This window comes from Enterobacter sp. 4974935 (assembly GCF_058661735.1).
In genome coordinates, this window is record NZ_JBZWGT010000003.1 from 1,412,033 (window position 1) to 1,435,819 (window position 23,787).

Genomic DNA, 23,787 nt, shown 5'->3' on the forward strand with positions numbered 1-23,787 from the left:
TATGCTGAATAAGATTACCCGACGCCGATTTGTCTCTTCTTTATCCGTCCTGGCTGCCATGCCGCTGCTGTCGCCCCGCGCTGTGCGGGCGGCAACCGGGAAGACGGTTTCTGTCGATCGCTACAACAATAACGACTGGATCGCCGCCTTTAAGCAGGCATTTACCGAGGGCGATACCGTTGTTGTTCCCGCCGGGTTTACCTGTGAAAACATCAATACCGGCATTTTCATTCCTGATGGCAAAACCCTGCTGATCCGCGGTGCGCTGAAGGGCAACGGCCGCGGACGATTTGTACTCCAGGAAGGCTGCAAGGTCATTGGGGAAGGAGAAGGGCGCACGCATAACATCACGCTGGACGTGCGTGGCTCCGACTGTGTCATTAAAGGGCTGGCGATGAGCGGCTTCGGCCCCGTCACCCAGATCTACATCGGTGGTAAAAAACGGCGAGTGATGCGCAACCTGCTCATCGATAACATCACCGTGACGCAGGCCAACTACGCGATCCTGCGTCAGGGGTTCCACAATCAGGTGGACGGTGCGCGCATTACCAATAGTAAATTCAGCCACTTGCAGGGTGACGCGATTGAGTGGAACGTGGCGATTAACGACCGTAACATCCTGATCTCGGACCACGTGATCGATAACATCAACTGCACCAACGGCAAGATCAACTGGGGCATAGGCATCGGGCTGGCCGGCAGTACGTACGACAATGATTATCCGGAACAGCAGACCGTTAAAAACTTCGTGGTGGCGAATATCACCGGCAGCAACTGTCGGCAGCTGGTGCATGTTGAAAACGGTAAACACTTTGTGATCCGTAATATCAAGGCCAGCAATATTACCCCTGACTTCAGTAAAAAGGCCGGAATTGATAACGCGACAGTAGCTATTTATGGCTGTGATAATTTCGTTATTGATAATGTCGATATGGTCAACAGCGCCGGAATGCTAATTGGCTATGGCGTGATCAAGGGCGATTATCTGTCGATACCGCAGAACTTCAAACTTAACGATATTCGCCTGGATAACCGACAGCTTGCCTATAAGCTGCGCGGGATACAGATTTCCTCCGGCAATGCCACGTCGTTTGTTGCCATCACCAACGTGGAGATGCAGCGGGCAACGCTTGAGCTGCATAACAAACCCCAACACCTTTTCTTACGTAATATCAACGTGATGCAGGAGTCAACAACGGGACCGGCCCTGAAGATGAACTTCGATTTGCGCAAAGACGTGCGCGGGAAGTTTATGGCTAAAAACGAGACGTTGCTGTCGCTTGCGAACATAAAAGCGGTTAATGAAAAGGGGCAGAGCTCGGTGGATATTGATCGGGTCGATCAACATGTGGTGAATACGGAACGGTTGAATTTTGCGCTGCCGCACAGGTGACGGTGGAAGCCTTAGGCGTATTCCATTCAATCTGATGTAACCCCTAAAAATTTGTTACTGAATTCAGCGGTTTTAAGGTTTATAATCCGTGAAATTACTTTGCAAGTTTTGTTTAATCAACAGCGCTACCTCAGGGAAAGAAGCGATTGCCAGAGGTTCGCCAAACACACATAACGCATTGAGTGGATTATGAACGATAAGGTTTTGTTTATTGGCGCGTCTGGTTTTGTCGGCACTCGTTTAATCGAGATTTCCAAGACTGATTTTGATGTTACTAACTTCGACAAACAGCAAAGTCATTTTTATCCGGATATTACTGTTTCCGGTGATGTTCGTAATCAGGATCAACTCGATCAGGCGCTTGCTGGTTTTGATACTGTCGTGCTGCTCGCCGCTGAGCACCGTGATGACGTTAGCCCAACATCGCTATACTACGATGTAAACGTACAGGGTACTCGTAACGTATTGTCTGCTATGGAAAAAAATAACGTTCAGAACATTATTTTTACCAGTTCTGTGGCTGTGTATGGTCTTAACAAAGTGAACCCTGACGAATCCCATCCCCATGATCCTTTCAACCATTACGGCAAAAGCAAATGGCAAGCGGAAGAAGTTCTGCGCGAGTGGTTTAATAAAGCTCCAGAGGAAAGATCCCTGACAATTGTCCGGCCTACGGTCATCTTCGGTGAGCGTAACCGTGGAAACGTGTATAACCTGCTTAAGCAAATCGCAGGTGGTAAATTCGCCATGGTAGGCGCTGGAACCAACTATAAGTCAATGGCTTATGTCGGTAACATTGTTGAATTTATCAAATTTAAGCTGGCAAATGTTAGATCGGGTTATGATGTCTACAACTATGTAGACAAGCCAGACCTGAATATGAATCAGCTAGTTTCAGAAGTTGAGAAGAGTCTCAGTAAAAAAATCCCTTCAGTTCATCTCCCTTACCCGCTTGGAATGTTAGGTGGATATTGCTTTGACATTCTTAGCAAAGTTACCGGGAAGAAATATGCAATAAGCTCTGTGCGCGTGAAGAAATTCTGTGCAACTACACAGTTTGACGCGACCAAGGTACACAGCTCTGGATTTAAAGCGCCTTATACCTTATCTCAAGGTCTGGACCGTACGCTGAAGTATGAGTTCGTTCATGAGAAGAAAGATGACATCACGTTTGTATCTGAATAATGCCTCAAAGGTTGCGATTTGTCGGAAACAGAGGGCTGAGCGATTTTCGCGACAGGGTTTCCGATAATTCTGGGTCACACTTAATGCATACTCATGTTTAGTAATGTGAGTTTTAGCGCGAAACGTGATTTGCATAAGGCGCAGTAGACTTCTTGATCGGGCAATTTTCCTGATTAGGTCTATACTTCGTCAACCATTTTAAGGTGGAAGATAAAATGACCAATTTGAAAGCAGTTATACCGGTAGCGGGTCTGGGCATGCACATGTTGCCCGCCACAAAGGCCATTCCTAAAGAGATGCTGCCGATCGTTGACAAGCCGATGATTCAATACATCGTCGACGAGATTGTTGCTGCTGGGATTAAAGAAATCGTTCTGGTGACGCACTCTTCTAAGAACGCCGTTGAGAACCACTTCGACACCTCTTATGAACTCGAAGCGTTGCTTGAGCAGCGCGTTAAGCGTCAGCTTCTGGCAGAAGTTCAGTCTATCTGTCCTCCTGGCGTGACCATCATGAACGTGCGTCAGGCGCAGCCGCTGGGTCTGGGCCACTCAATCCTCTGCGCGCGGCCAGTGGTGGGCGATAACCCGTTCATCGTGGTTCTGCCGGACATCATTATTGATACCGCTTCCGCCGATCCGCTGCGTTACAACCTGGCGGCAATGGTGGCACGTTTCAATGAAACGGGCCGTAGCCAGGTGCTGGCGAAACGTATGAAGGGCGATCTCTCCGAGTATTCTGTTATTCAGACTAAAGAGCCACTGGAGACGGAAGGGCAGGTGAGCCGTATCGTTGAGTTTATCGAAAAACCCGATCAGCCGCAGACCCTGGACTCCGACCTGATGGCAGTCGGCCGTTATGTGCTGAATGCGGATATCTGGGCTGAGCTGGAAAAAACTGAGCCGGGTGCCTGGGACCGTATCCAACTGACCGATGCGATTGCTGAGCTGGCGAAGAAGCAGTCGGTTGATGCGATGCTGATGACCGGCGATAGCTATGACTGCGGTAAGAAAATGGGGTATATGCAGGCGTTTGTGAACTATGGCCTACGTAACCTGAAGGAAGGGGCGAAGTTCAGAAGCCGGATTGAGAAGTTATTGGCTAACGATTAATTTTTACTTTAACGACTTGAACAAGCGGCAGCCATCATTGGGAATATGTTGAAACATAACCAAATGATAACTGCCGTTTTTTGTTATTAATTATAATAATAATAAAGAGTTAAATGAATCAAAACTAGACACTTTTGTAACGATTTGTACTTGTTTCTGGGGGCGATTAGGACGACAATTAACGCTACTTTTGTCGTTGTCTGGCGATACAACCACTCCAGTTTCAGACAGCATTACATGTAACACTCCAACATCTTTCAGTGCACTGGTAGCTGTTAAGCCAGGGGCGGTAGCGTGTCTTTTTATGGACGGTATTCATAGAAACACTTATGTACGTCTCATGCAGTTAGCTTGTTGAGGCAATTTGCATTTTTGCATTAGTGAAATTAACTCAATCGGTTTTTGTCTAATCTTTCGTAATCAATTGGATTATAAAATGGATAATATTCTTCAGCTCATTGGACGAAATAAAAAATTGTTCAGTGAAGATATCTCTCAAAGTGAAAATAAATTAAAGCAAATAGTTTCTGAATCTCGATTTTTAGTTTTGGGTGGTGCGGGTTCAATTGGGCAGGCTGTAACAAAAGAAATATTTAAACGCAACCCTAAAAAGCTACACGTTGTTGATATCAGTGAAAACAATTTGGTCGAACTAGTTAGGGATATTCGCAGTTCCTTTGGCTATATTGAGGGAGATTTCCAAACGTTTGCACTTGATATCGGCTCTTTCGAGTATGACGCTTTTATTAAGGCGGATGGTAAATTTGATTATGTTCTTAATTTATCTGCTCTTAAACATGTTCGTAGCGAGAAAGATCCATTTACTTTGATGCGTATGATTGAGGTAAATATCCTTAACACCAACAAAACCATTGAACAGTCTATTGCTGCTGGTGTGAAAAAATTCTTCTGTGTATCGACCGACAAGGCCGCGAATCCAGTAAATATGATGGGTGCATCTAAACGTATTATGGAAATGTTCCTGATGCGTAAAAGCGAGCAAGTTGCTATTTCTACTGCGCGATTTGCTAATGTTGCCTTCTCAGATGGTTCGCTTTTGCATGGATTTGATCAACGTATCCAGAAGCAGCAACCTTTGGTAGCGCCAAATGATATCAAGCGTTACTTTGTTACCCCTCAGGAGTCCGGTGAACTCTGTCTGATGTCATGCATTTTTGGTGATAATCGTGACATCTTCTTCCCGAAATTGAGCGAAGCACTCCACCTTATCTCTTTTGCCGATATTGCGGTCCTCTATCTTAAACAACGTGGTTATGAACCTCATCTATGTGAAACTGAAGATGAAGCGCGAGAGCTGGCAAAAACGTTACCAGCACAAGGTAAGTGGCCATGCTTGTTCACTCCAAGCGATACAACTGGTGAGAAAGATTTTGAGGAATTTTTCACTGAGAATGAGACGCTGGATATGCAGCGTTTTAATAATTTGGGGATCATTAAAAATGAACCTCTATACGATCCAGCGTTACTTTTACACTTTGAAGAACGCATCGAAAAAATGAAAACATCTTTGGAATGGAATAAAAACGATATTGTAAAACTGTTTTTTGAAATGATTCCTGATTTTGGGCATAAAGAAACAGGAAAATATCTCGATAGCAAAATGTAAGCAAGGCCTCCAAGAATGAATATTAAATCAATTGTCGAATTTGTTCGCGATGTATACAAGACGGATGAATTTATTCCATTGCATGCGCCAGTATTCAATGGTAACGAAAAAAAATATGTACTGGATACTCTTGACAGCACATTCGTATCAAGTGTCGGTAAATATGTTGATGACTTCGAACGGAAGATGGAATCATTCACAGGAACGGCACGAGCAGTCGCAACGGTTAACGGCACAGCAGCGTTAAGCGCTGCGCTTTACCTGGCAGGTGTTAAGCGGGGCGATCTCGTTATCACACAGGCATTAACTTTTGTTGCAACCTGTAATGCGCTTTATCATCTCGGAGCAGAACCGGTTTTTACCGATGTCTCCCCGGTAAGCCTGGGTCTTTGCCCGGTCGCACTTGAAAATTGGTTAAGTGGAAATACCGAATTGACAGATAAAGGTTGCATTCACCGCAAAACACATCAGGTTATTCGTGCTGTGGTCCCTATGCATACCTTCGGTCACCCGGCTGAACTGGATGAGCTCATTGCTGTTTGTAAGAAATGGCATATTATTCTTGTGGAGGATGCAGCAGAGAGTCTCGGTTCTTTTTATAAAGGTAAACATACCGGAACTCTCGGAGAGTATGGTGCGCTAAGTTTCAATGGCAATAAAATTATTACGACTGGCGGGGGAGGAATGGTGTTCTGTCGCTCTTCGGAGGCTGGTGTACGTGCGAAACATGTCACTACTACTGCAAAAGTCCCCCATCCATATGAGTTTTATCATGATGAACCGGGCTTCAATTATCGCATGCCAAATCTTAATGCTGCGCTAGGTTGCGGACAGATGGAACGCCTTGATTCTTTTATTAAACAAAAACGAGCCCTGGCCCAGCGCTATGAAGAATTCTTTACTGGTTCAGAATTTAAGTTTGTAAAAGAACCTGAATATGCACAATCTAACTACTGGCTAAATGCCATTATTTGTGAAAATCTGGACGCTCGTAATGAAATGTTGGCTCAAATGAATGAAGCCAAAGTGATGGTTCGACCAATCTGGAAATTAATGCACCGACTGCCTATGTTTGAGCATGCAATGCGAGATGAGCTCACAAACTCTGAGCAAATTGAAGCTCGTTTGATCAACCTCCCAAGCTCTCCGATGGAATAATGGCTATGGGTTCAGCAAAACGCAAAGTTGCGGTGTTTACCGGTACCAGAGCTGAGTATGGCTTGCTCTATTGGCTTTTAAAAGATATCCAAAATGATAAAGAATTGGAACTTCAGCTCCTTGTTAGTGGCATGCATCTCTCTCCAGAGTTTGGAAATACATGGCAGCAAATAGAGAGTGACGGTTTTACAATAGATGAGAAAGTTGAGATTTTACTTTCTTCAGATACGCCAGTAGGAACTGCGAAAAGTATGGGGCTGGGGGTATTAGGTTTTGCTGATGCTCTAAGCAGATTAAAGCCTGAAATTATAATAATACTCGGCGACCGTTTCGAAGCTCTTGCAGTCGCGCAAACTGCCATGATTCTCCGTATTCCAATTTTGCATCTACATGGTGGAGAAATTACTGAAGGTGCTTACGATGATGCAATTAGACATGCTATAACTAAACTCAGCTATCTTCACTGTACTTCTACAGAAGAATATAAAAAAAGAGTTATTCAGCTGGGAGAGGATCCTGTTCGCGTTGCGAATGTAGGAGCTATTGGGTTGGATCATTTAAAACGAAGCCATTTCTTATCCCTAGAACAACTATCAGATTCATTAAATTTTAGACTTAAGAATCCGTATTTCATTGTAACGTACCACCCTGTAACTTTGGGAAAAGAATCACCAGAAGAAAGTTTTAAAGCCTTATTGAAGGCTCTTGATTCTTATCCCGATTATCAAGTCATTCTGACATATCCCAATGCGGATGATGGTGGCCGTAAAATTATTCCTTTGTTGGAAGCTTATGCTTCATCGCAACCAGAACGAGTAATCGCTATTCCGTCGCTAGGACAGATGCGCTACTTAAGCGCTGTCAAACATGCCGCGGTTGTAATCGGAAATTCGTCGAGTGGGATTATAGAAGTTCCTGCATTCGACGTACCGACAGTAAATATAGGAGACAGGCAAAAAGGACGGCTTGCCGCTAAGAGTGTCCTTAATTGCCCTGCAACCAGTCAATCTATTGTTGAGACGATAAGAATAGCCTTAACACGAAGCTATAAGGGACCAAATGAAAGGATTACTAATCCTTATGGTCAAGGCAACGCTAGTTCAAAAATCATTGAGATGATCAAATCTATGAATTTTGAACGTAGTAAGATTTTCTATGACATCAAGTGATACACTATGACACTAATTATTGCTGAAGCAGGCGTTAACCATAACGGCGATGAAAAGCTAGCATTTGAACTTGTCGATGCGGCATATCAAGCAGGTGCTGATATTGTCAAGTTTCAGACGTTCAAGGCGAAAAATATTGTTACTGAAGACGCGGTACAAGCGGATTATCAGATAACAAATACCGGCAAGAAAGAATCACAGTTAACTATGCTTAGTCGACTTGAATTATCATGGGAAGCGCATCATGCTTTATTAGCATATTGTAAACAGTTAGGAATAGAATTTCTTTCTACAGCGTTCGATCATGAAAGTCTGGATTTTCTTGTAAAAGACTTAGGGTTGACAAGATTGAAATTACCCTCCGGCGAATTAACCAATGCTCCTCTTGTCTTGCAACACGCGAGAACAGGCTGTGATATTATTGTTTCAACAGGAATGGCTACATTATCAGAAATTGAGATGGCTTTAGGTGTTATTGCTTTTGGTTATACTACAGATAATAATGCTGTGCCAAATGTTGATGCTTTCCAGACCGCATATGCTTCGCCAGAGGGGCAGCGAGCTTTGAAGGAAAAAGTAACAATTCTTCACTGCACAACAGAATATCCTGCACCACTCAATGAAATTAATTTACGAGTCTTAGATACCCTTCAACACGCTTTTGGCCTATCTGTTGGTTATTCGGACCATAGTGAAGGGATTGTTATTCCAATCGCTGCTGTTGCCAAAGGTGCTACGGTAATAGAAAAGCATTTTACGCTAGATAATACTATGGAAGGTCCCGACCATAAAGCGTCGCTGGAACCAGAAGAGCTAAAGAACATGGTAGAGGGGATTCGGCAGGTAGAGTTGGCTTTAGGTGCTACGCTAAAAAGCCCAACTGTTTCAGAGATAAAAAATAAAAACATAGCCAGAAAAAGTATTGTTGCATCCACCAACATTAAAGTTGGCGAAAAAATAACAGAAAAAAACATTACAGTAAAACGACCAGGTGGTGGTATGTCACCTTACCGTTACTGGGATATTTTAGGTAAAAACGCAAATAAAGATTATTTACCAGGAGAATATATAATTGAATAATACCCGCTCATCTAGTTATGTTTTTATAGGTTCTGGTGGACACTCCAGCGTTTTAGCAGAAATCATTCAAAAACTTAATAAAGATGTATGTTGCCTGGTGACGTTAACGCCACCAGATAATAATGGGATTTTTTCAAAAACCGAGTTCTTATCGGATAATGATTTTATCAAGAAATATGATAAAAAAGATATAATTTTAGTAAATGGTATTGGGCAAGTACCTTATAAAAGAACTCGTGAAGATATTTATAAGAAGTACACTGATTTGGGATATAAATTTGGTGAGATAATATCGCCAAGTGCAATTATATCACCTTATTCTTTGTTGGACGCCGGTGTGCAAATACTTACGGGTGCCATCATTCAATATGGGGCAAAAATCGGTAGTAATTCAATTGTAAATACCGGTGCTATTGTAGAGCATGATTCAATAATTGGAAATAATTGCCATATAGCTCCTGGAAGTGTTATCTGTGGCGGTGTGAAGATTGGGGATTCAACAATTATTGGTGCTGGAGCAACTGTCATTCAAGGGGTTAGTATAGGTAACAATTGTATCATCGGCGCAGGAGCAGTTATCACAAAAGATATTAGTTCAAATAATATTTGCTATCCAGCGCGTGTACATATTGAAAAGATCATAAGTGAGAAAATGAGATGAGTAAGAATTGGGAAAATGTCTTAATTTCACCACAGCATAATGTAAAGACAGCATTAAAAATAATTAATGATGAAGCACTGAGAATTGCGATTGTCATAGACGAAAATCGACGTTTACTCGGTGTTGTAACGGATGGCGATATCAGGCGTGGTATACTAAACAACGTGGATCTCGACGCAAGTGTAACAAAGGTTATGAATGTTACACCCAAGATCGCTTTTTCTGATATGACTCAAGCGCAACTTATCAACACAATGGTTGAAAATGGTATATTAGCTATTCCAATTGTTGAAGTTGGTACGAGTAAAATCATTGGGCTTGAAACGTTAGAAGATAAAATAAAGCGTAAGCGTTATGATAATCCAGTCTTTATTATGGCTGGGGGTTTTGGTACAAGATTGCGTCCCCTTACTGACTCATGTCCAAAGCCAATGCTTAAAGTAGGTGATAAACCTATCTTAGAAACTTTATTACTTCAGTTTATTGAGGCTGGTTTTAGCAATATTTACATTTCAACGCATTATATGCCTGAATTGATAACCGAATACTTTGGTAATGGCTCAAAATGGGGTGTAAATATTCAATATGTATTTGAAAAGGAACCGTTAGGTACGGGAGGTGCGTTAGGTTTATTGCCTAAAAATGCACCTGATTTACCGTTAATCATGATAAATGGTGATGTTCTTACAACTGTTGATTTAAATAAGATACTTGATTTTCATCAAAGTGCCGGTGGGATAGCAACTATGTGCGTCCGCGAATATGAATATCAGGTTCCGTATGGAGTAATTGAAGGTAAGGGAAATAAGATCACAAGTATGATTGAGAAGCCAATACAGCGTTTTTTTGTTAATGCTGGCATCTATGTCGTTGAGCCAAATATTTTCAAAAAAGTACCAGAGAATTATAAAATTGATATGCCTTCTTTATTAGAGGAACATATCAATGCAGGCAAGTCGGTTATGATGTTTCCAATTCATGAATATTGGCTTGATATTGGACGGATGGATGATTTCAATAAAGCTCAACAAGATTATAAAGGCCTTTTTAAATGACATATAAAATTGCTTTAATTCCTGCACGTGGAGGAAGTAAAAGGCTTCCTGATAAAAATATTAAACTTTTGAATGGAAAACCACTTATCGCTTGGACTATAATCGCCGCAAAAGAAAGTGCCTTATTTGATGAAGTGATAGTTAGCACTGATTCAGAAAATATTGCGGCTATAGCAAAGCATTATGGTGCAAATGTTCCATTCATCCGACCTCAGAATATTTCTAATGATAACGCTACCACAGCTGAAGTTGTAAATCATGCTGTGAATTTTATACAAGATGTAGAAAAAGTATCTATTGATACAATTTGTCTATTGCAACCTACTTCCCCTTTAAGAACAACTACTCATATTAAAGAAGCGTTTGCTTTATACAAAGAAAAAAAGGCAAAATCTGTTATATCTGTATGCAAAGTAGAGCACTCTATACAGCTCTGCAATAAGCTAAGTGATACTTTATCTATGGAAGGCTTTATTAAACCAGAGAATAACATACGTAGCCAGGAACATGCTGTTTATTATCGTTTAAACGGAGCTATCTATATCTTTGACAAAATACACTTTAAAGACATTTCAAAAATATATGATAAAAATAGTTATGCATACATAATGAATAGAACTTCGTCTATTGATATTGACGAGAAAGAAGATTTTATTTTTGCTGAGTCGTTATTACGATTACAATAATTATGAAGCACGGTACAAATTATAAAATGCAAGATAACGTATTTGTTTTTGATTCGCCTTACACGCTGTTAATATATTGTGTTCTATATCCTAATAATATAACAAACACCATTTTTATCCATTCTGATAATAACGCATTGAATGGCCTAAATTTCATCGATAAAAAACAAATAATCATAAAGAAAGGTAAAGGGAAGCTGAGCAAAATATATTATTATTTATTATTTAAGTTTAGGTTGTTATACGACCGAGATTTAATGAAATTAATAAAACATCGTGATAAATATAATTTTTTTGGGCAAGATCATTTATTTTTCTCTAGTCCTTTCATCCATGATTTCGTGTTGATTGAAGATGGTTTAGCAAATTATCAACCTCCTAGATACTCAAAATCACAGGAATTTATTTTAGGAAGGGAAACGTTTGGTCGTTCTGATTCAGTAAAAGCGATTTTATTATCAGGGATGAAAGCAATTGAAGATTTAAAAATTATTAGTAAAGTGCAGTATTTTGATTTGTTATCTAAATGGCAAGAGTTGAGGCAAGAACAAAAACAGAGAATTAATGATTTTTTTAAATTCGAAAATAAAGATAGAATTGAGGCGGAAGTTATTATATTGACTCAGCCGCTAAGTGAATATGGTTTTATCGAAGAGGAACAAAAAATATCAATTTATAGGAAACTTATTTCTGAATATGGCGATAAAAAAATAGTTATCCGCAGTCATCCACGTGAAACCACCGATTATAAAGAACATTTTCCTGACATCAAGATCAATGATTCTAAAGTACCGATTGAATTAATTGTATTAAATTCAGCTGAAATTCAACGCTGTGTGACCCTATTTTCCGGTGGGATATTTAATTTACCTTGTAAATATAAAGATTTTAAAGGTACATGTTATCATCCTTTGTTGATTGAAAAATTCGGGTACATAACTCCTTAACTTATGAGTATGGTATTTATTAAATATGACGTCGTACATAATATATAATTCTGCTGTACTTTTTTGCCTCTTATTTGCATATTTATATGAAAGAGCAAACGAGGTAGTATCTCAAGGAGTGAAAAGACTATACTTATCTTTGTCGTTCTCTTCGCTTCTGCTTCTTTCAGCACTAAGATTTGATGTAGGACCTGATTATGAGACGTATGTCGATATTTATTATAATTTTATAAATGCTGTTATTTCTTTCTCACCTGATAAAATATTTTATGGTTTTTTATCATTATCATTCAGTACGTTTGAACGTGGATATATTTATGTTTTAGGTATTTATGCATTCTTAACATTGTTCTTTGTTTATAAAACACTTATTGAACGCCAAATACTTATTTGGGGATTGGTTGTTTTTTGTTTTATTGGATTCTATTTAGATTCATTTGATCGGGTCAGGCAACTATTGGCTGTTGCAATTTTCTTATATTCAATAAAATATATCGAAGAACAGAGACTGTTAAAGTACACATCATGGCTTTTATTTGCTACTTTGATTCATTTTTCAGCAATATTACTGTTTCCAGTTTATTTATTTAACAAATTCAGGATTAAACCTTTAGCTGCGTTCTCCATTTTGATATGCTTATTTGTAATGCATATTATAGGGCTTACCTCAACTATACAAACATATATTTATTCACATATTCCATATTATAATAGCATTTATGGTGATTCACAATTTTCGGAATCGCAGGGTGGATTTGGTACAGGGTTGGGTTTTTTATTTAATATAGTAATAATTTTCTACACACTTTTATTGCTTAAGAATAATAAAGTATTATGGAATTTACTTTTTGCTGCTTGCTTTTTGATGCTATTATCACCTGGAAATTTAAATATTATGAGGTTTTCACAATATTTCTATATCTCATTGATTGTTGCCTTCCCTTACACTTTTAAATTATACAGGCATTCAGGAATTAATAAATTAATCGCATTTAGTTTGCTTTTTGTTTTCTTTCAGGCTCAACAAGGCCGAAATAATTACAATTATCAATCTATTTTTTCTACAAATTTCGAGCAAGAATATTTCATTCCAAGAGTGTCTGATCGACCAATTCTACGACAAAATTAATAATTATGAAAAAAATTCTATTTATAAATAATGCCCTTAGTGGGACAGGTGGAGCACGAGTAATTCTAAATTTGGCCAAAGTGTTGGCTGAACGTGGCAATTCAATTTCGATATTACTTGACCGCTCCGATAATATTCAATATGAAATAGACACAAATATATGTGTCTATGTTCGTAAGGGTAATGAAATTGTCAAAGTCCAGGATTTTAGTGGTCACAATTCAACAGGGAAAATTTTAGTTGGCAATAAATCCCCCAAATTAAGAATGATCAAAAATATTACTAAGAAGATCTTCAATTACTATAAATTTCTTATTATCCCATATCAATTGAAAGGTTATAAGAAATTTGTTGAAAATAATAAATTTGATCTGATTGTTAATAACAATATTTATCTTAATCTTGATAGATCCTATTACGAAAGTAAATTAACCTGCAACTACGTTTTTAACTTTCATAATAGCCCATCTGAAGTTTTTGCTCGTTCGGAATTTAGTCATGTTTTATCGTTAAGTAAAATATTCTCGCATTCTACAATTCTTACAGTATCGAATGATATTGCTTGTGAATTAAAAAAAATTAAAGCATTTAAAAATAATAGGATCCATACAATCTATAACCCATTTGATTTCTGTGAGCTAATTGAAAAATCCCATTATACTAATGGCAGCTTAAATCCTCTTCCTGATAAGTATATCATTACAGTTTCTACTTTAACGCCGCGAAAAAGAGTAGAAAGATCAATTCGAGCATTCTGCGAAATAAAAAAAAACCATCCGGACTTCAAATTAGTTATTTTAGGTGAAGGGGAGCTTTATTCGAAACATCTTAATGATGTTAGAAAGTTAGGCTTAGAAAACGAAGTCATTTTTCTTGGTTTTCAAAAAAACCCATATTATTATATTAGTAATGCGAAATTATTAATGTTGACTTCGGATTCAGAAGGATTGCCAACTGTACTGATTGAGTCCTTAATTCTTGGCGTTCCTGTAATTAGTACTGATTGCCCGACTGGTCCAGCAGAGATCTTACAGGGTTGGGGATACGACTTTTTGGTAACATTGAATGATGGTCGTTCAGAAGAAGATATTATCAATGATTTGGCAGTTAAGGCTTCTAACATAATTTCAGAATCTTTTACGAATGAAGAGGTTGCTCTCAGATCGAAGCTTCATCGGTTCGAGCAGCATAATATTGCTAAGCAGTGGGAAGGCCTTACTGAAAATTATGATTAAGAAATATTTCAATTCCTTTTTTTCTCTTGCTTTAAGAATGACAACTATTATTTCGTCATTTTTGTTCAGTTGGATTGTTTCCCGTTACTTTGGTGCAGAAAACGCTGGCGCTATTTTTTTCTATATAACATTACTAACAATTGTTGTCACCTTTTCTTCACAAGGAGCTGAAATAGGAATAGCAAAAGCTGCGGCTCGGCTTGATGTCGAAGATAAATTTAGGATCAATGCGCTTTTTAATTACGTTCTGACTAAAAGCTACAGACTATATTTCTTATTATCTCCATTGTTATTCATCTATTTACTTTATGAAAAGCTAAGTATCGCTCAAACCCTATTTTTAACTATAGCTTTGATTATCATTGGCGCTTGCTTTGTTTATATGAATGTACTTTCTTATCTCTATCAAGGGTTAGGAAATATTCTTATGATGATTCTTAGTCAACGGACGCTATTTAATTTTTTATCTTTCATTTTAATTGCTATTTTTTGTTTTATTTTTGCTAAGAATGAAATTAAATATAATGATATCGCTATCGACAAACAAATTGCGATGATTGCATTTGCAGCAATAATTGCAACGTTGTATTTTGCTATTCTCTTTAAAATAAAAAGCGGGCCACTAAAAGAAAAATTTAAACCGGAAGGGTTTGATTACTCGTGTAAACAACTATTCAGAATACAAATGATGCAGTTGATTACTATGTATGGTTCTCAGATTATAATCAATTTTTGTGCCACCAAGACTGATATTGCTGGATTTATCGTATCCCAAAGAATTTCAACCCTGCTGGGTTTTTTTGTTCTAGCTGTAAGTGGTGTTGTTTCAAGTCAGATTTCCCGTGCATATTCAATTAAAGATTTTTCCTCTGTCCAAAAGTACGCCTATCAGTCCTTTGTTTTTTCTGCATCATTGGGTTTTCCAGTTGGGATTGGCCTTATCTTTTTTGCTAAAGAGTTTCTTTCTGTTTTCGGTTCGGATTTTATACATTTTTACGTGGTTCTTATTATTCTTGTTATATCGCAAATGATAAATTGTTTAACTGGTGCATGTGATATTGTATTGATGTTCATTGATGGTGAAAAAGAGCATAAACGTAATGTGATAATTGGTACATGTATAGCAATAAGTCTTTCTCTTATTTTAATTCCTTTTTATTCTGCGATTGGCGCAGCAGTCGCCGCTACTGTATCCGCAGTGATAGTGAATATTTTGGATGTAATATCTATCAAGCAGAAAGCAGGTTTTTGGATCTTTAAATCAAAATGATAAGTTAGGAAATTAAATGAAATTCTCACTACTGCTTTCATTGTATAACAAGGAAAATCCTTATTTTCTTTCTGAGTGTCTTAAAAGTATCGAAACTAACTCTCATTTGCCTGAGCAAATAGTTATTGTGTTCGATGGGCCTATTGGCAAGGAATTGGAAGAAATAGTTAATAATTATGCCGTTCGATTGCCTATTGATATCGTTCCAATCAATAAAAACGTTGGGTTGGGTCCTGCTTTAAATTATGGGTTAAAGTTTTGCAAAAATGAAATGGTTATGAGAATGGATACTGATGACATATGCATGCCAGATCGTTTTGCAAAACAAATAGATTTTCTAAAGTTACATCCCAGTATTGGACTGATGGGCGGCGCGATACAAGAGTATGACGAAAGTATGAATGAATCGAAAGGGATTCGGTTTTCAAAATGCCAGCATAAAGAGATAGTGGAATATGCAAAAAAGAGAAATCCCTTTAATCATATGACTGTTGCGTTTAGAAAAAGTTTAGTTGAGCAAGTTGGTGGGTATCAACACCATCATTTGATGGAGGACTATAACCTTTGGCTGCGTATGATTGCAGCAGGTGTTGAATGCTATAATATGGTCGATGTACTTGTTAAAGTTAGAGCAGGAAACAACATGCTCGCAAGACGTAAAGGAATATTTTATGCTAAAAGTGAAATCAAGATTGCTAGACTTAAATACAATCTAAAAATTGATCATCTGTGCGGATGTATTTCTTGCGCAGTCATTAGGATGATACCTAGGTTACTTCCTGTTTTTGCTTTAAATTATCTCTATAGAGTATTGAGGGAGTAATTAATTATTTAACTGATTTTTTTCTAATTTGTTTTCTTTTTTCAGCGGATAAGTCAGTTTTAATCTGCTATTCATTTCATTCATCATGAGTTAGTATATTTGACACACTTCAAGCCGTGCAACAGTCGCGGCGACCACACCTGACAGGAGTATGTAATGTCCAAGCAACAGATCGGCGTTGTCGGTATGGCAGTGATGGGGCGCAACCTGGCGCTCAACATCGAAAGCCGTGGTTATACCGTCTCCGTTTTCAACCGCTCCCGTGATAAGACCGAAGAAGTCATCGCTGAGAATCCAGGCAAAAAACTGGTTCCTTTCTATACGGTTAAAGAGTTCGTTGAGTCTCTGGAAACACCTCGTCGTATCCTGTTAATGGTGAAAGCGGGCGCAGGTACCGATGCAGCTATCGATTCCCTGAAACCGTATTTGGATAAAGGCGACATCATTATTGATGGCGGCAACACCTTCTTCCACGACACCATTCGTCGTAACCGTGAACTGTCTGCTGAAGGCTTCAACTTCATTGGTACCGGCGTATCCGGCGGTGAAGAGGGCGCTCTGAAAGGTCCATCCATCATGCCTGGCGGTCAGAAAGAAGCGTACGAACTGGTTGCGCCTATTCTGACTAAAATCGCAGCCGTGGCTGAAGACGGCGAGCCATGCGTGACCTATATCGGTCCTGATGGCGCTGGTCATTACGTGAAAATGGTTCACAACGGCATTGAATATGGCGACATGCAGCTGATTGCTGAAGCCTACTCTCTGCTGAAGGGCGGTCTGAACCTCTCCAACGAGGAGCTCGCAGAGACCTTCACCGAGTGGAACAAAGGCGAGCTGAACAGCTACCTTATCGACATCACCAAAGATATCTTCACCAAGAAAGATGAAGAGGGTAAATACCTGGTTGATGTGATTCTGGATGAAGCCGCTAACAAAGGCACCGGTAAATGGACCAGCCAGAGCTCTCTGGATCTGGGTGAGCCATTATCCCTGATCACCGAATCCGTATTTGCACGTTACATCTCTTCTCTGAAAGAGCAGCGCGTTGCGGCATCTATGGTGCTGTCTGGTCCTCAGGCTAAACCCGCTGGTGACAAAGCTGAATTCGTTGAAAAAGTCCGTCGTGCACTGTACCTGGGTAAAATCGTCTCTTACGCGCAGGGCTTCTCTCAGCTGCGTGCAGCTTCAGACGAGAACAACTGGGATCTGAACTACGGTGAGATTGCGAAGATCTTCCGTGCCGGCTGTATCATTCGCGCCCAGTTCCTGCAAAAAATCACTGATGCCTATGCTGAAAATGCGGCTATCGCCAACCTTCTGCTGGCGCCTTACTTCAAGCAGATTGCTGACGAATATCAGCAGGCGCTGCGTGATGTTGTTGCGTACGCGGTGCAGAATGGTATCCCGGTTCCAACCTTCTCCGCTGCGGTGGCGTACTACGACAGCTATCGTGCTGCCGTTCTGCCAGCGAACCTGATTCAGGCACAGCGTGACTACTTCGGTGCGCATACCTATAAGCGTACGGATAAAGAAGGTGTGTTCCACACCGAATGGCTGGATTAATATACGGTTAGCCATGCCATCAAGCCCGGTAGCGATACCGGGCTTTTTTATCTTACCCGATCCACCTACTGTTTAATGGAATAGATTGCGTGAAAATTCTAGTTACTGGCGGTGCCGGTTTTATCGGTTCCGCGGTTATCCGACATATTATTAGCAATACTCGGGATAGCGTTGTTAACGTTGATAAATTGACCTATGCCGGTAATCTGGAATCCTTGCGTGAAGTAAGCGATAGCGAGCGCTATGTTTTTGAGCATGCCGATATATGTGATAAAGAGGCAATGGCGCGTATTTTTGCTACCCATCAGCCTGATGCGGTAATGCACCTGGCTGCCGAGAGCCATGTCGACCGTTCTATTACCGGTCCCGCTGCGTTTATTGAATCCAATATTGTTGGCACGTATAACCTGTTAGAAACGAGCCGTGCTTACTGGTCTTCACTGGACGAGGCAGCAAAATCTACCTTCCGTTTCCATCACATTTCAACTGATGAGGTTTACGGCGATCTGCCACATCCTGATGAATATCATGATTCTGTCCCGTTACCGCTGTTTACCGAGAAAACAGCGTACCAGCCAAGTAGCCCTTACTCAGCGTCAAAAGCGTCCAGCGACCATTTAGTTCGAGCCTGGATACGCACCTATGGTTTACCTGGGGTTGTGACAAATTGTTCGAATAATTATGGCCCATACCACTTTCCTGAAAAGCTGATCCCTCTTGTTATCCTTAATGCGCTGGATAATAAACCATTGCCGATCTACGGTAAGGGCGATCAAATCCGTGACTGGTTATACGTTGAAGATCATGCTCGTGCACTGTATACGGTTCTGACCACGGGTAAGCCGGGCGAAACCTATAATATTGGCGGCCATAACGAGAAGAAAAATATTGAGGTCGTCCAGACCATTTGTGATCTGCTCGATGAAATGGTACCGAAAGAAACATCCTATCGCGCACAAATTACTTATGTCGCGGACCGACCAGGTCACGATAGACGATATGCAATCGATGCTCATAAAATTAGCGACGAGCTAGGATGGACTCCTGTGGAAACCTTTGAAAGCGGCATCCGTAAAACGGTTGAATGGTATTTAAATAACCATGAGTGGGTCTTGAATGTGAAAAGTGGCGCCTATAAGAGCTGGATTGAGCAAAATTATGGGGAGCGTAAGTAAATGACCAAACGTAAAGGGATTATATTAGCTGGCGGATCGGGTACACGTCTTTATCCCGTGACTATGGCCGTAAGTAAGCAATTGTTGCCAATTTACGATAAGCCAATGATCTATTATCCGCTCTCTACGCTTATGCTGGCAGGTATACGGGATATTCTGATTATCAGCACGCCTCAGGACACTCCCCGTTTTGAACAACTTCTCGGAAACGGTAGCCAGTGGGGATTGCATATTCAGTACAAAGTGCAACCAAGTCCTGATGGACTGGCACAAGCTTTTATTCTGGGTGAAGAGTTTATCGGTGAGGATAATTGTGCGCTGGTATTAGGCGATAATATTTTCTACGGACACGATCTCCCCAGACTGCTTGAAGGCGCAGCAAGCCAGCAAGAGGGGGCGACCGTATTCGCCTATCATGTCAGCGATCCGGAACGCTATGGCGTCGTTGAGTTTGATAAAGACGGTACTGCAATTGGTCTTGAGGAGAAGCCTCAGCAACCCAAGAGTAATTACGCAATAACCGGTCTTTATTTTTACGACAACGATGTGATTGAGATGGCCAAAAGTTTAACGCCGTCCGAGCGAGGAGAACTCGAAATTACCGACATCAACCGCATCTATATGCAGCAAGGACGATTGTCTGTCGCGATGATGAGGCGCGGTTACGCCTGGCTGGATACCGGAACGCATCAGAGTATGATCGAAGCAAGCAATTTTATCGCCACAATTGAAGAGCGACAGGGGCTAAAAGTTTCATGTCCTGAAGAGATTGCGTTCCGACGAGGTTTTATTGATGCCGAACAACTTCGGGTACTCGCTGAACCATTGAAAAAGACCGGGTATGGTCAGTATCTGCTGAATCTGACCAAGGGATTAGTCTGATTTGAATCCCTCTGTCATTTATCATTTTTAAGTGCCGTTAATTGTTTTAGGCTGCATTAATGCTGGTCAGAAGGCACTTTACATTGCATTTAGAAGGTTTCGGATTCTAGATTTAGTCACTGGTCAGACAAGGCATGAATCTTGACATCGAATTGGTATTAGCGATAAAAAATCACCAGTTAACTATTGTGGTGGGCTTCTGGATGCCACCCGAAACTCATACTGAAGAAGTCAAGTAAATGAAAATAACTATCTCCGGAACAGGCTATGTTGGTCTCTCTAACGGTATTCTGATTGCACAAAACCATGAAGTGGTTGCGCTGGACATCGTGCAGGCCAAAGTGGATATGCTCAATCAGAAGAAGTCTCCGATTGTCGATAAAGAGATTCAGGATTACCTTTCTAATAAGTCGCTTAATTTCCGCGCTACCACGGACAAAGAAGACGCTTACCGCGATGCGGATTTTGTCATCATTGCCACGCCGACCGACTACGATCCTAAAACTAACTACTTCAATACCTCAACCGTTGAAGCGGTGATCAAAGACGTTACGTCAATCAACCCTAATGCGGTGATGATCATCAAGTCGACGATTCCAGTAGGCTTCACCAAATCGATTAAAGAAGAGTTGGGTATTGATAATGTCTTCTTCTCGCCGGAGTTTCTCCGCGAGGGCAGGGCGTTATACGATAACCTGCACCCATCCCGTATCGTGATTGGCGAGCGTTCCGAGCGTGCAGAGCGTTTTGCTGCCTTGCTCCAGGAAGGCGCCATTAAAAAAGACGTGCCGGTGCTGTTCACCGATTCCACCGAGGCAGAAGCGATTAAGCTTTTCGCTAACACCTATCTGGCCATGCGCGTGGCTTACTTCAACGAGCTGGACAGCTATGCCGAGAGTTTAGGTCTGAATACCCGTCAGATCATCGAGGGCGTGTGTCTCGACCCGCGTATCGGTAACCACTACAACAACCCGTCCTTCGGTTACGGTGGTTACTGCCTGCCAAAAGATACCAAGCAGCTGCTGGCAAACTATCAGGCGGTGCCGAACAACCTGATTTCTGCCATTGTGGATGCCAACCGCACGCGTAAAGACTTCATCTCAGATTCCATTCTCGCGCGTCAGCCGAAAGTGGTGGGCGTGTATCGCCTGATCATGAAGAGCGGTTCCGATAACTTCCGCGCTTCTTCCATTCAGGGGATCATGAAGCGTATTAAGGCGAAGGGCGTGCAGGTCATTATTTATGAACCGGCCATGCAGGAAGACGAGTTCTTCCATTCACGTGTGATCCGCGATCTGGATGCGTTTAAGAAAGAAGCGGACGTGATTATCTCCAACCGTATGGCGGAAGAGCTGGCGGACGTGAAAGATAAAGTCTATACCCGCGATTTGTTCGGCAGTGACTAATCAAAATCGTGATATAAAAAAACCCGGCAATCTGCCGGGTTTTTTGTTTTTAAACGTTATAGAAGTTGCGGTACCAGTCGACGAAGTTTTTCACGCCTTCTTTGACTGAGGTTTGTGGTTTAAACCCAATAACGTCATACAGAGCTTTGGTGTCCGCACTGGTCTCCAGCACGTCCCCCGGCTGGATCGGCATCATATTTTTCACCGCTTCTTTGCCCAGCGCCTCTTCAAGCGCAGTGATGTAATCCATCAGTTCGACAGGTGAACTGTTACCGATGTTATACACGCGATACGGGGCAGAGCTGGTTGCTGGCGAACCGGTTTCGACCGTCCAGTCGGCATCGGCCTGAGGAATGACGTCCTGTAGGCGAATAATCGCCTCCGCAATATCATCGATATAGGTGAAGTCGCGCTTCATCTTGCCGTAGTTGTATACGTCGATGCTGTTGCCGTCAATCATGGCTTTGGTGAATTTGAACAGCGCCATGTCCGGGCGTCCCCACGGGCCATAGACGGTAAAGAAGCGCAGGCCAGTGGTCGGCAGGTTATACAGATGCGAATAGGTATGCGACATCAGCTCATTGGCTTTTTTGGTTGCGGCATACAGGGATACCGGATGGTCTACGGAGTCGTCAGTAGAAAACGGCATCTTACGGTTGAGGCCGTAAACAGAGCTGGATGACGCATACAGGAGATGCTGAACCTTGTTGTGGCGACAGCCTTCCAGCACGTTCAGGTGACCTACCAGGTTCGCATCTGCGTAGGCATGCGGGTTTTCCAGCGAGTAACGCACACCCGCCTGTGCGGCAAGATGGATCACGCGGTCAAATTTTTCATTGGCGAAGAGCGCAGCCATGCCCTCGCGGTCCGCTAAGTCCAGCTTGTGGAAGGTGAAACTCTCGGATTTGAGCAGATCGAGGCGAGCGAGCTTGAGGCTAGGATCATAGTAATCATTCAGATTATCAATCCCAACAACTTCATGCCCTGCATCAAGCAGGCGCTTGCTGACATGAGAACCGATAAAGCCCGCCGCGCCCGTAACCAGAAATTTCATAGCTTCCCTCATTTACAGTGTTCTTGTTGATGTCCCAGGACATCAGAATCCGACTATGATAGCGCGTCGCACTTCACTTACATAACCCATCTTTCCGATATAACTCATCGGATTCTTATAGAAAAATCGCCAGCAATAGATACACTAAGGAAACGAGATTATTTTTGCCCTTTTTAATCTGTTAGGGATAGTATGACGCAAAACAACAACAACCTGGTCACACGCAACAATGACCCGGAGCAAATTGATTTACTTGATTTATTGCTACAGCTGTGGCGTGGGAAGTGGGTGATTGGGGCATTCGTTGCTGCTTTCATTGTTCTCGCCTTTGTTTACATCACTGTTGCTAAAGAGAAATGGACATCCTCTGCCATCATAGCTCAACCTGATGCGGCACAAATCGCCACTTATTCCAATGCGTTGAATATCCTCTACGGTGGGGCAGCACCTTCAACATTAGATATACAAAATCGGGCTATTGGTCGTTTTAATTCTTCTTTTTCAGCATTAGCGCAAGCGTTGGAGAACCAGGAATTTCCCGAGAAATTGACCATTGAGCCTACTGTAAAGGGACAGAGTGTACCTTTAACGGTCAGTTATCAGAGCGATTCTGCTGAAGCAGCGCAAAAGCAGTTGGCCCAATACATCCAACAGGTCGACGAACAAACGGCAAAAGAATTGACGCTTGACCTCAGAGACAACCTCAAGCAACAGATCACAACCCTGAACGACTCCCTTCAAAACCAGGAAAAAGTGGCACAGGAGCAAAAAGATCTGCGTATCAAGCAGATTTCTGAGGCGCTTAAGAACGCGGAAGCCGCGAAGATCAATACACCGCAGCTTCAGCAAACGCAGGATGTCACTCAGGAAACCATGTTCCTGCTTGGTACTGTAGCGCTCAAATCAATGGTTGATAACGAGGCGTCCCGTCCGCTGGTCTTCCCTGGCTCTTACTATCAGACCAAAAAGAACTTACTGGATATTGAAAACCTCAATGTTAACCCAGACACAGTACACGTGTATCGTTACGTGATGAAACCAGATCTGCCAATCAAGCGTGACAGCCCTAAAAAGGCCATCACCCTCATCCTTGCCGTTCTCCTCGGCGGGATCATCGGTTCTGCTGTCGTCCTTGGCCGTAACGCGCTGAGAAACTACAAACCAAGAGCCTGATTTA

21 protein-coding genes are annotated in these 23,787 nt (G+C 41.5%); 20 read left to right on the forward strand and 1 reads right to left on the reverse strand.

Annotated elements, in window-relative coordinates; genetic code table 11:
* The first annotated feature begins 1 nt into the window (after position 1).
* The 19 genes from wcaM to ugd all read left to right on the forward strand — a co-directional run bounded on the left by wcaM (position 2) and on the right by ugd (position 21,556).
* Positions 2 to 1,393 carry a colanic acid biosynthesis protein WcaM gene (gene wcaM / locus AC4OVS_RS07865; protein WP_163347860.1) on the forward strand — a complete coding sequence of 464 codons (1,392 nt, stop codon included), beginning with the start codon at positions 2 to 4 and terminating at the stop codon, positions 1,391 to 1,393.
* Positions 1,394 to 1,582: 189 nt separating this feature from the next.
* A complete protein-coding gene (locus AC4OVS_RS07870; RefSeq protein WP_395029081.1) occupies positions 1,583 to 2,578 on the forward strand; it encodes an NAD-dependent epimerase/dehydratase family protein in 996 nt (331 codons plus the stop codon).
* Positions 2,579 to 2,793: 215 nt separating this feature from the next.
* Positions 2,794 to 3,690 carry a GalU regulator GalF gene (gene galF, locus AC4OVS_RS07875; protein ID WP_032669522.1) on the forward strand — a complete coding sequence of 299 codons (897 nt, stop codon included), beginning with the start codon at positions 2,794 to 2,796 and terminating at the stop codon, positions 3,688 to 3,690.
* Positions 3,691 to 4,126: 436 nt separating this feature from the next.
* Positions 4,127 to 5,317, forward strand: coding sequence for a UDP-N-acetylglucosamine 4,6-dehydratase (locus tag AC4OVS_RS07880; RefSeq protein ID WP_369113937.1), 1,191 nt, complete (start codon positions 4,127 to 4,129; stop codon positions 5,315 to 5,317).
* Between the two features lie 15 nt (positions 5,318 to 5,332).
* The gene (locus AC4OVS_RS07885) at positions 5,333 to 6,475 is read left to right on the forward strand and encodes a LegC family aminotransferase (RefSeq protein WP_395029083.1); all 1,143 of its coding nucleotides are present in this window, start codon (positions 5,333 to 5,335) and stop codon (positions 6,473 to 6,475) included.
* A 5-nt stretch (positions 6,476 to 6,480) separates the two neighbouring features.
* Positions 6,481 to 7,644 carry a UDP-N-acetylglucosamine 2-epimerase gene (neuC, locus tag AC4OVS_RS07890; RefSeq protein WP_059295510.1) on the forward strand — a complete coding sequence of 388 codons (1,164 nt, stop codon included), beginning with the start codon at positions 6,481 to 6,483 and terminating at the stop codon, positions 7,642 to 7,644.
* A gap of 6 nt (positions 7,645 to 7,650) precedes the next feature.
* Positions 7,651 to 8,724 (forward strand): N-acetylneuraminate synthase, encoded by a 1,074-nt coding sequence (gene neuB, locus AC4OVS_RS07895; protein WP_395029087.1) that lies wholly within the window; start codon positions 7,651 to 7,653, stop codon positions 8,722 to 8,724.
* On the forward strand, positions 8,717 to 9,385 hold the full coding sequence (locus AC4OVS_RS07900) for an acetyltransferase (RefSeq protein WP_395029089.1): 669 nt from the start codon (positions 8,717 to 8,719) through the stop codon (positions 9,383 to 9,385). Before neuB ends, AC4OVS_RS07900 begins: the two co-directional genes overlap by 8 nt.
* Positions 9,382 to 10,440, forward strand: a complete 1,059-nt coding sequence (locus AC4OVS_RS07905; RefSeq protein ID WP_059295504.1) for a nucleotidyltransferase family protein — start codon at positions 9,382 to 9,384, stop codon at positions 10,438 to 10,440. Before AC4OVS_RS07900 ends, AC4OVS_RS07905 begins: the two co-directional genes overlap by 4 nt.
* Positions 10,437 to 11,126 (forward strand): pseudaminic acid cytidylyltransferase, encoded by a 690-nt coding sequence (pseF, locus tag AC4OVS_RS07910; RefSeq protein ID WP_395029091.1) that lies wholly within the window; start codon positions 10,437 to 10,439, stop codon positions 11,124 to 11,126. Before AC4OVS_RS07905 ends, pseF begins: the two co-directional genes overlap by 4 nt.
* A gap of 26 nt (positions 11,127 to 11,152) precedes the next feature.
* Positions 11,153 to 12,073: a glycosyltransferase family 52 gene (locus tag AC4OVS_RS07915; protein WP_395029093.1), complete on the forward strand. Its 921-nt coding sequence runs from the start codon at positions 11,153 to 11,155 to the stop codon at positions 12,071 to 12,073.
* 118 nt (positions 12,074 to 12,191) lie between these two features.
* Positions 12,192 to 13,202 (forward strand): EpsG family protein, encoded by a 1,011-nt coding sequence (locus tag AC4OVS_RS07920; RefSeq protein ID WP_395029095.1) that lies wholly within the window; start codon positions 12,192 to 12,194, stop codon positions 13,200 to 13,202.
* Between the two features lie 5 nt (positions 13,203 to 13,207).
* Positions 13,208 to 14,437 (forward strand): glycosyltransferase, encoded by a 1,230-nt coding sequence (locus tag AC4OVS_RS07925; RefSeq protein ID WP_491922303.1) that lies wholly within the window; start codon positions 13,208 to 13,210, stop codon positions 14,435 to 14,437.
* Positions 14,430 to 15,707 carry an MATE family efflux transporter gene (locus AC4OVS_RS07930; RefSeq protein ID WP_395029099.1) on the forward strand — a complete coding sequence of 426 codons (1,278 nt, stop codon included), beginning with the start codon at positions 14,430 to 14,432 and terminating at the stop codon, positions 15,705 to 15,707. The genes AC4OVS_RS07925 and AC4OVS_RS07930 overlap by 8 nt, the downstream gene beginning before the upstream one ends.
* Positions 15,708 to 15,723: 16 nt before the next feature.
* Complete coding sequence (locus AC4OVS_RS07935) at positions 15,724 to 16,530, forward strand: glycosyltransferase (RefSeq protein WP_395029100.1); 807 nt, start codon at positions 15,724 to 15,726, stop codon at positions 16,528 to 16,530.
* A 156-nt stretch (positions 16,531 to 16,686) separates the two neighbouring features.
* Positions 16,687 to 18,093 carry an NADP-dependent phosphogluconate dehydrogenase gene (gene gnd, locus AC4OVS_RS07940; protein ID WP_491922304.1) on the forward strand — a complete coding sequence of 469 codons (1,407 nt, stop codon included), beginning with the start codon at positions 16,687 to 16,689 and terminating at the stop codon, positions 18,091 to 18,093.
* Between the two features lie 89 nt (positions 18,094 to 18,182).
* Entirely contained in the window at positions 18,183 to 19,268 is a 1,086-nt protein-coding gene (gene rfbB, locus AC4OVS_RS07945; protein WP_395029104.1) for a dTDP-glucose 4,6-dehydratase, read from the forward strand.
* Positions 19,269 to 20,150 carry a glucose-1-phosphate thymidylyltransferase RfbA gene (gene rfbA / locus AC4OVS_RS07950; RefSeq protein ID WP_017693099.1) on the forward strand — a complete coding sequence of 294 codons (882 nt, stop codon included), beginning with the start codon at positions 19,269 to 19,271 and terminating at the stop codon, positions 20,148 to 20,150.
* A 239-nt stretch (positions 20,151 to 20,389) separates the two neighbouring features.
* On the forward strand, positions 20,390 to 21,556 hold the full coding sequence (gene ugd, locus AC4OVS_RS07955; RefSeq protein WP_046619190.1) for a UDP-glucose 6-dehydrogenase: 1,167 nt from the start codon (positions 20,390 to 20,392) through the stop codon (positions 21,554 to 21,556).
* Between the two features lie 49 nt (positions 21,557 to 21,605).
* Here the strand turns inward: ugd and AC4OVS_RS07960 are convergent, their stop codons facing one another.
* Positions 21,606 to 22,610, reverse strand: coding sequence for an NAD-dependent epimerase (locus AC4OVS_RS07960; RefSeq protein ID WP_395029107.1), 1,005 nt, complete (start codon positions 22,608 to 22,610; stop codon positions 21,606 to 21,608).
* A 192-nt stretch (positions 22,611 to 22,802) separates the two neighbouring features.
* Between AC4OVS_RS07960 and wzzB the strand changes: the two genes are divergently transcribed.
* Positions 22,803 to 23,783: an LPS O-antigen chain length determinant protein WzzB gene (wzzB, locus tag AC4OVS_RS07965; protein ID WP_126490542.1), complete on the forward strand. Its 981-nt coding sequence runs from the start codon at positions 22,803 to 22,805 to the stop codon at positions 23,781 to 23,783.
* The last annotated feature ends 4 nt before the right edge of the window (positions 23,784 to 23,787 follow it).

What these genes read in the sequence shown, in the direction of transcription:
- wcaM (WP_163347860.1), top strand. Translation starts at nt 2, where the DNA reads ATGCTGAATAAGATTACCCGACGCCGATTTGTCTCTTCTTTATCCGTC.
- AC4OVS_RS07870 (WP_395029081.1), top strand. Translation starts at nt 1,583, where the DNA reads ATGAACGATAAGGTTTTGTTTATTGGCGCGTCTGGTTTTGTCGGCACT.
- galF (WP_032669522.1), top strand. Translation starts at nt 2,794, where the DNA reads ATGACCAATTTGAAAGCAGTTATACCGGTAGCGGGTCTGGGCATGCAC.
- AC4OVS_RS07880 (WP_369113937.1), top strand. Translation starts at nt 4,127, where the DNA reads ATGGATAATATTCTTCAGCTCATTGGACGAAATAAAAAATTGTTCAGT.
- AC4OVS_RS07885 (WP_395029083.1), top strand. Translation starts at nt 5,333, where the DNA reads ATGAATATTAAATCAATTGTCGAATTTGTTCGCGATGTATACAAGACG.
- neuC (WP_059295510.1), top strand. Translation starts at nt 6,481, where the DNA reads ATGGGTTCAGCAAAACGCAAAGTTGCGGTGTTTACCGGTACCAGAGCT.
- neuB (WP_395029087.1), top strand. Translation starts at nt 7,651, where the DNA reads ATGACACTAATTATTGCTGAAGCAGGCGTTAACCATAACGGCGATGAA.
- AC4OVS_RS07905 (WP_059295504.1), top strand. Translation starts at nt 9,382, where the DNA reads ATGAGTAAGAATTGGGAAAATGTCTTAATTTCACCACAGCATAATGTA.
- pseF (WP_395029091.1), top strand. Translation starts at nt 10,437, where the DNA reads ATGACATATAAAATTGCTTTAATTCCTGCACGTGGAGGAAGTAAAAGG.
- AC4OVS_RS07915 (WP_395029093.1), top strand. Translation starts at nt 11,153, where the DNA reads ATGCAAGATAACGTATTTGTTTTTGATTCGCCTTACACGCTGTTAATA.
- AC4OVS_RS07925 (WP_491922303.1), top strand. Translation starts at nt 13,208, where the DNA reads ATGAAAAAAATTCTATTTATAAATAATGCCCTTAGTGGGACAGGTGGA.
- AC4OVS_RS07930 (WP_395029099.1), top strand. Translation starts at nt 14,430, where the DNA reads ATGATTAAGAAATATTTCAATTCCTTTTTTTCTCTTGCTTTAAGAATG.
- AC4OVS_RS07935 (WP_395029100.1), top strand. Translation starts at nt 15,724, where the DNA reads ATGAAATTCTCACTACTGCTTTCATTGTATAACAAGGAAAATCCTTAT.
- gnd (WP_491922304.1), top strand. Translation starts at nt 16,687, where the DNA reads ATGTCCAAGCAACAGATCGGCGTTGTCGGTATGGCAGTGATGGGGCGC.
- rfbA (WP_017693099.1), top strand. Translation starts at nt 19,269, where the DNA reads ATGACCAAACGTAAAGGGATTATATTAGCTGGCGGATCGGGTACACGT.
- ugd (WP_046619190.1), top strand. Translation starts at nt 20,390, where the DNA reads ATGAAAATAACTATCTCCGGAACAGGCTATGTTGGTCTCTCTAACGGT.
- AC4OVS_RS07960 (WP_395029107.1), bottom strand. Translation starts at nt 22,610, where the DNA reads ATGAAATTTCTGGTTACGGGCGCGGCGGGCTTTATCGGTTCTCATGTC.
- wzzB (WP_126490542.1), top strand. Translation starts at nt 22,803, where the DNA reads ATGACGCAAAACAACAACAACCTGGTCACACGCAACAATGACCCGGAG.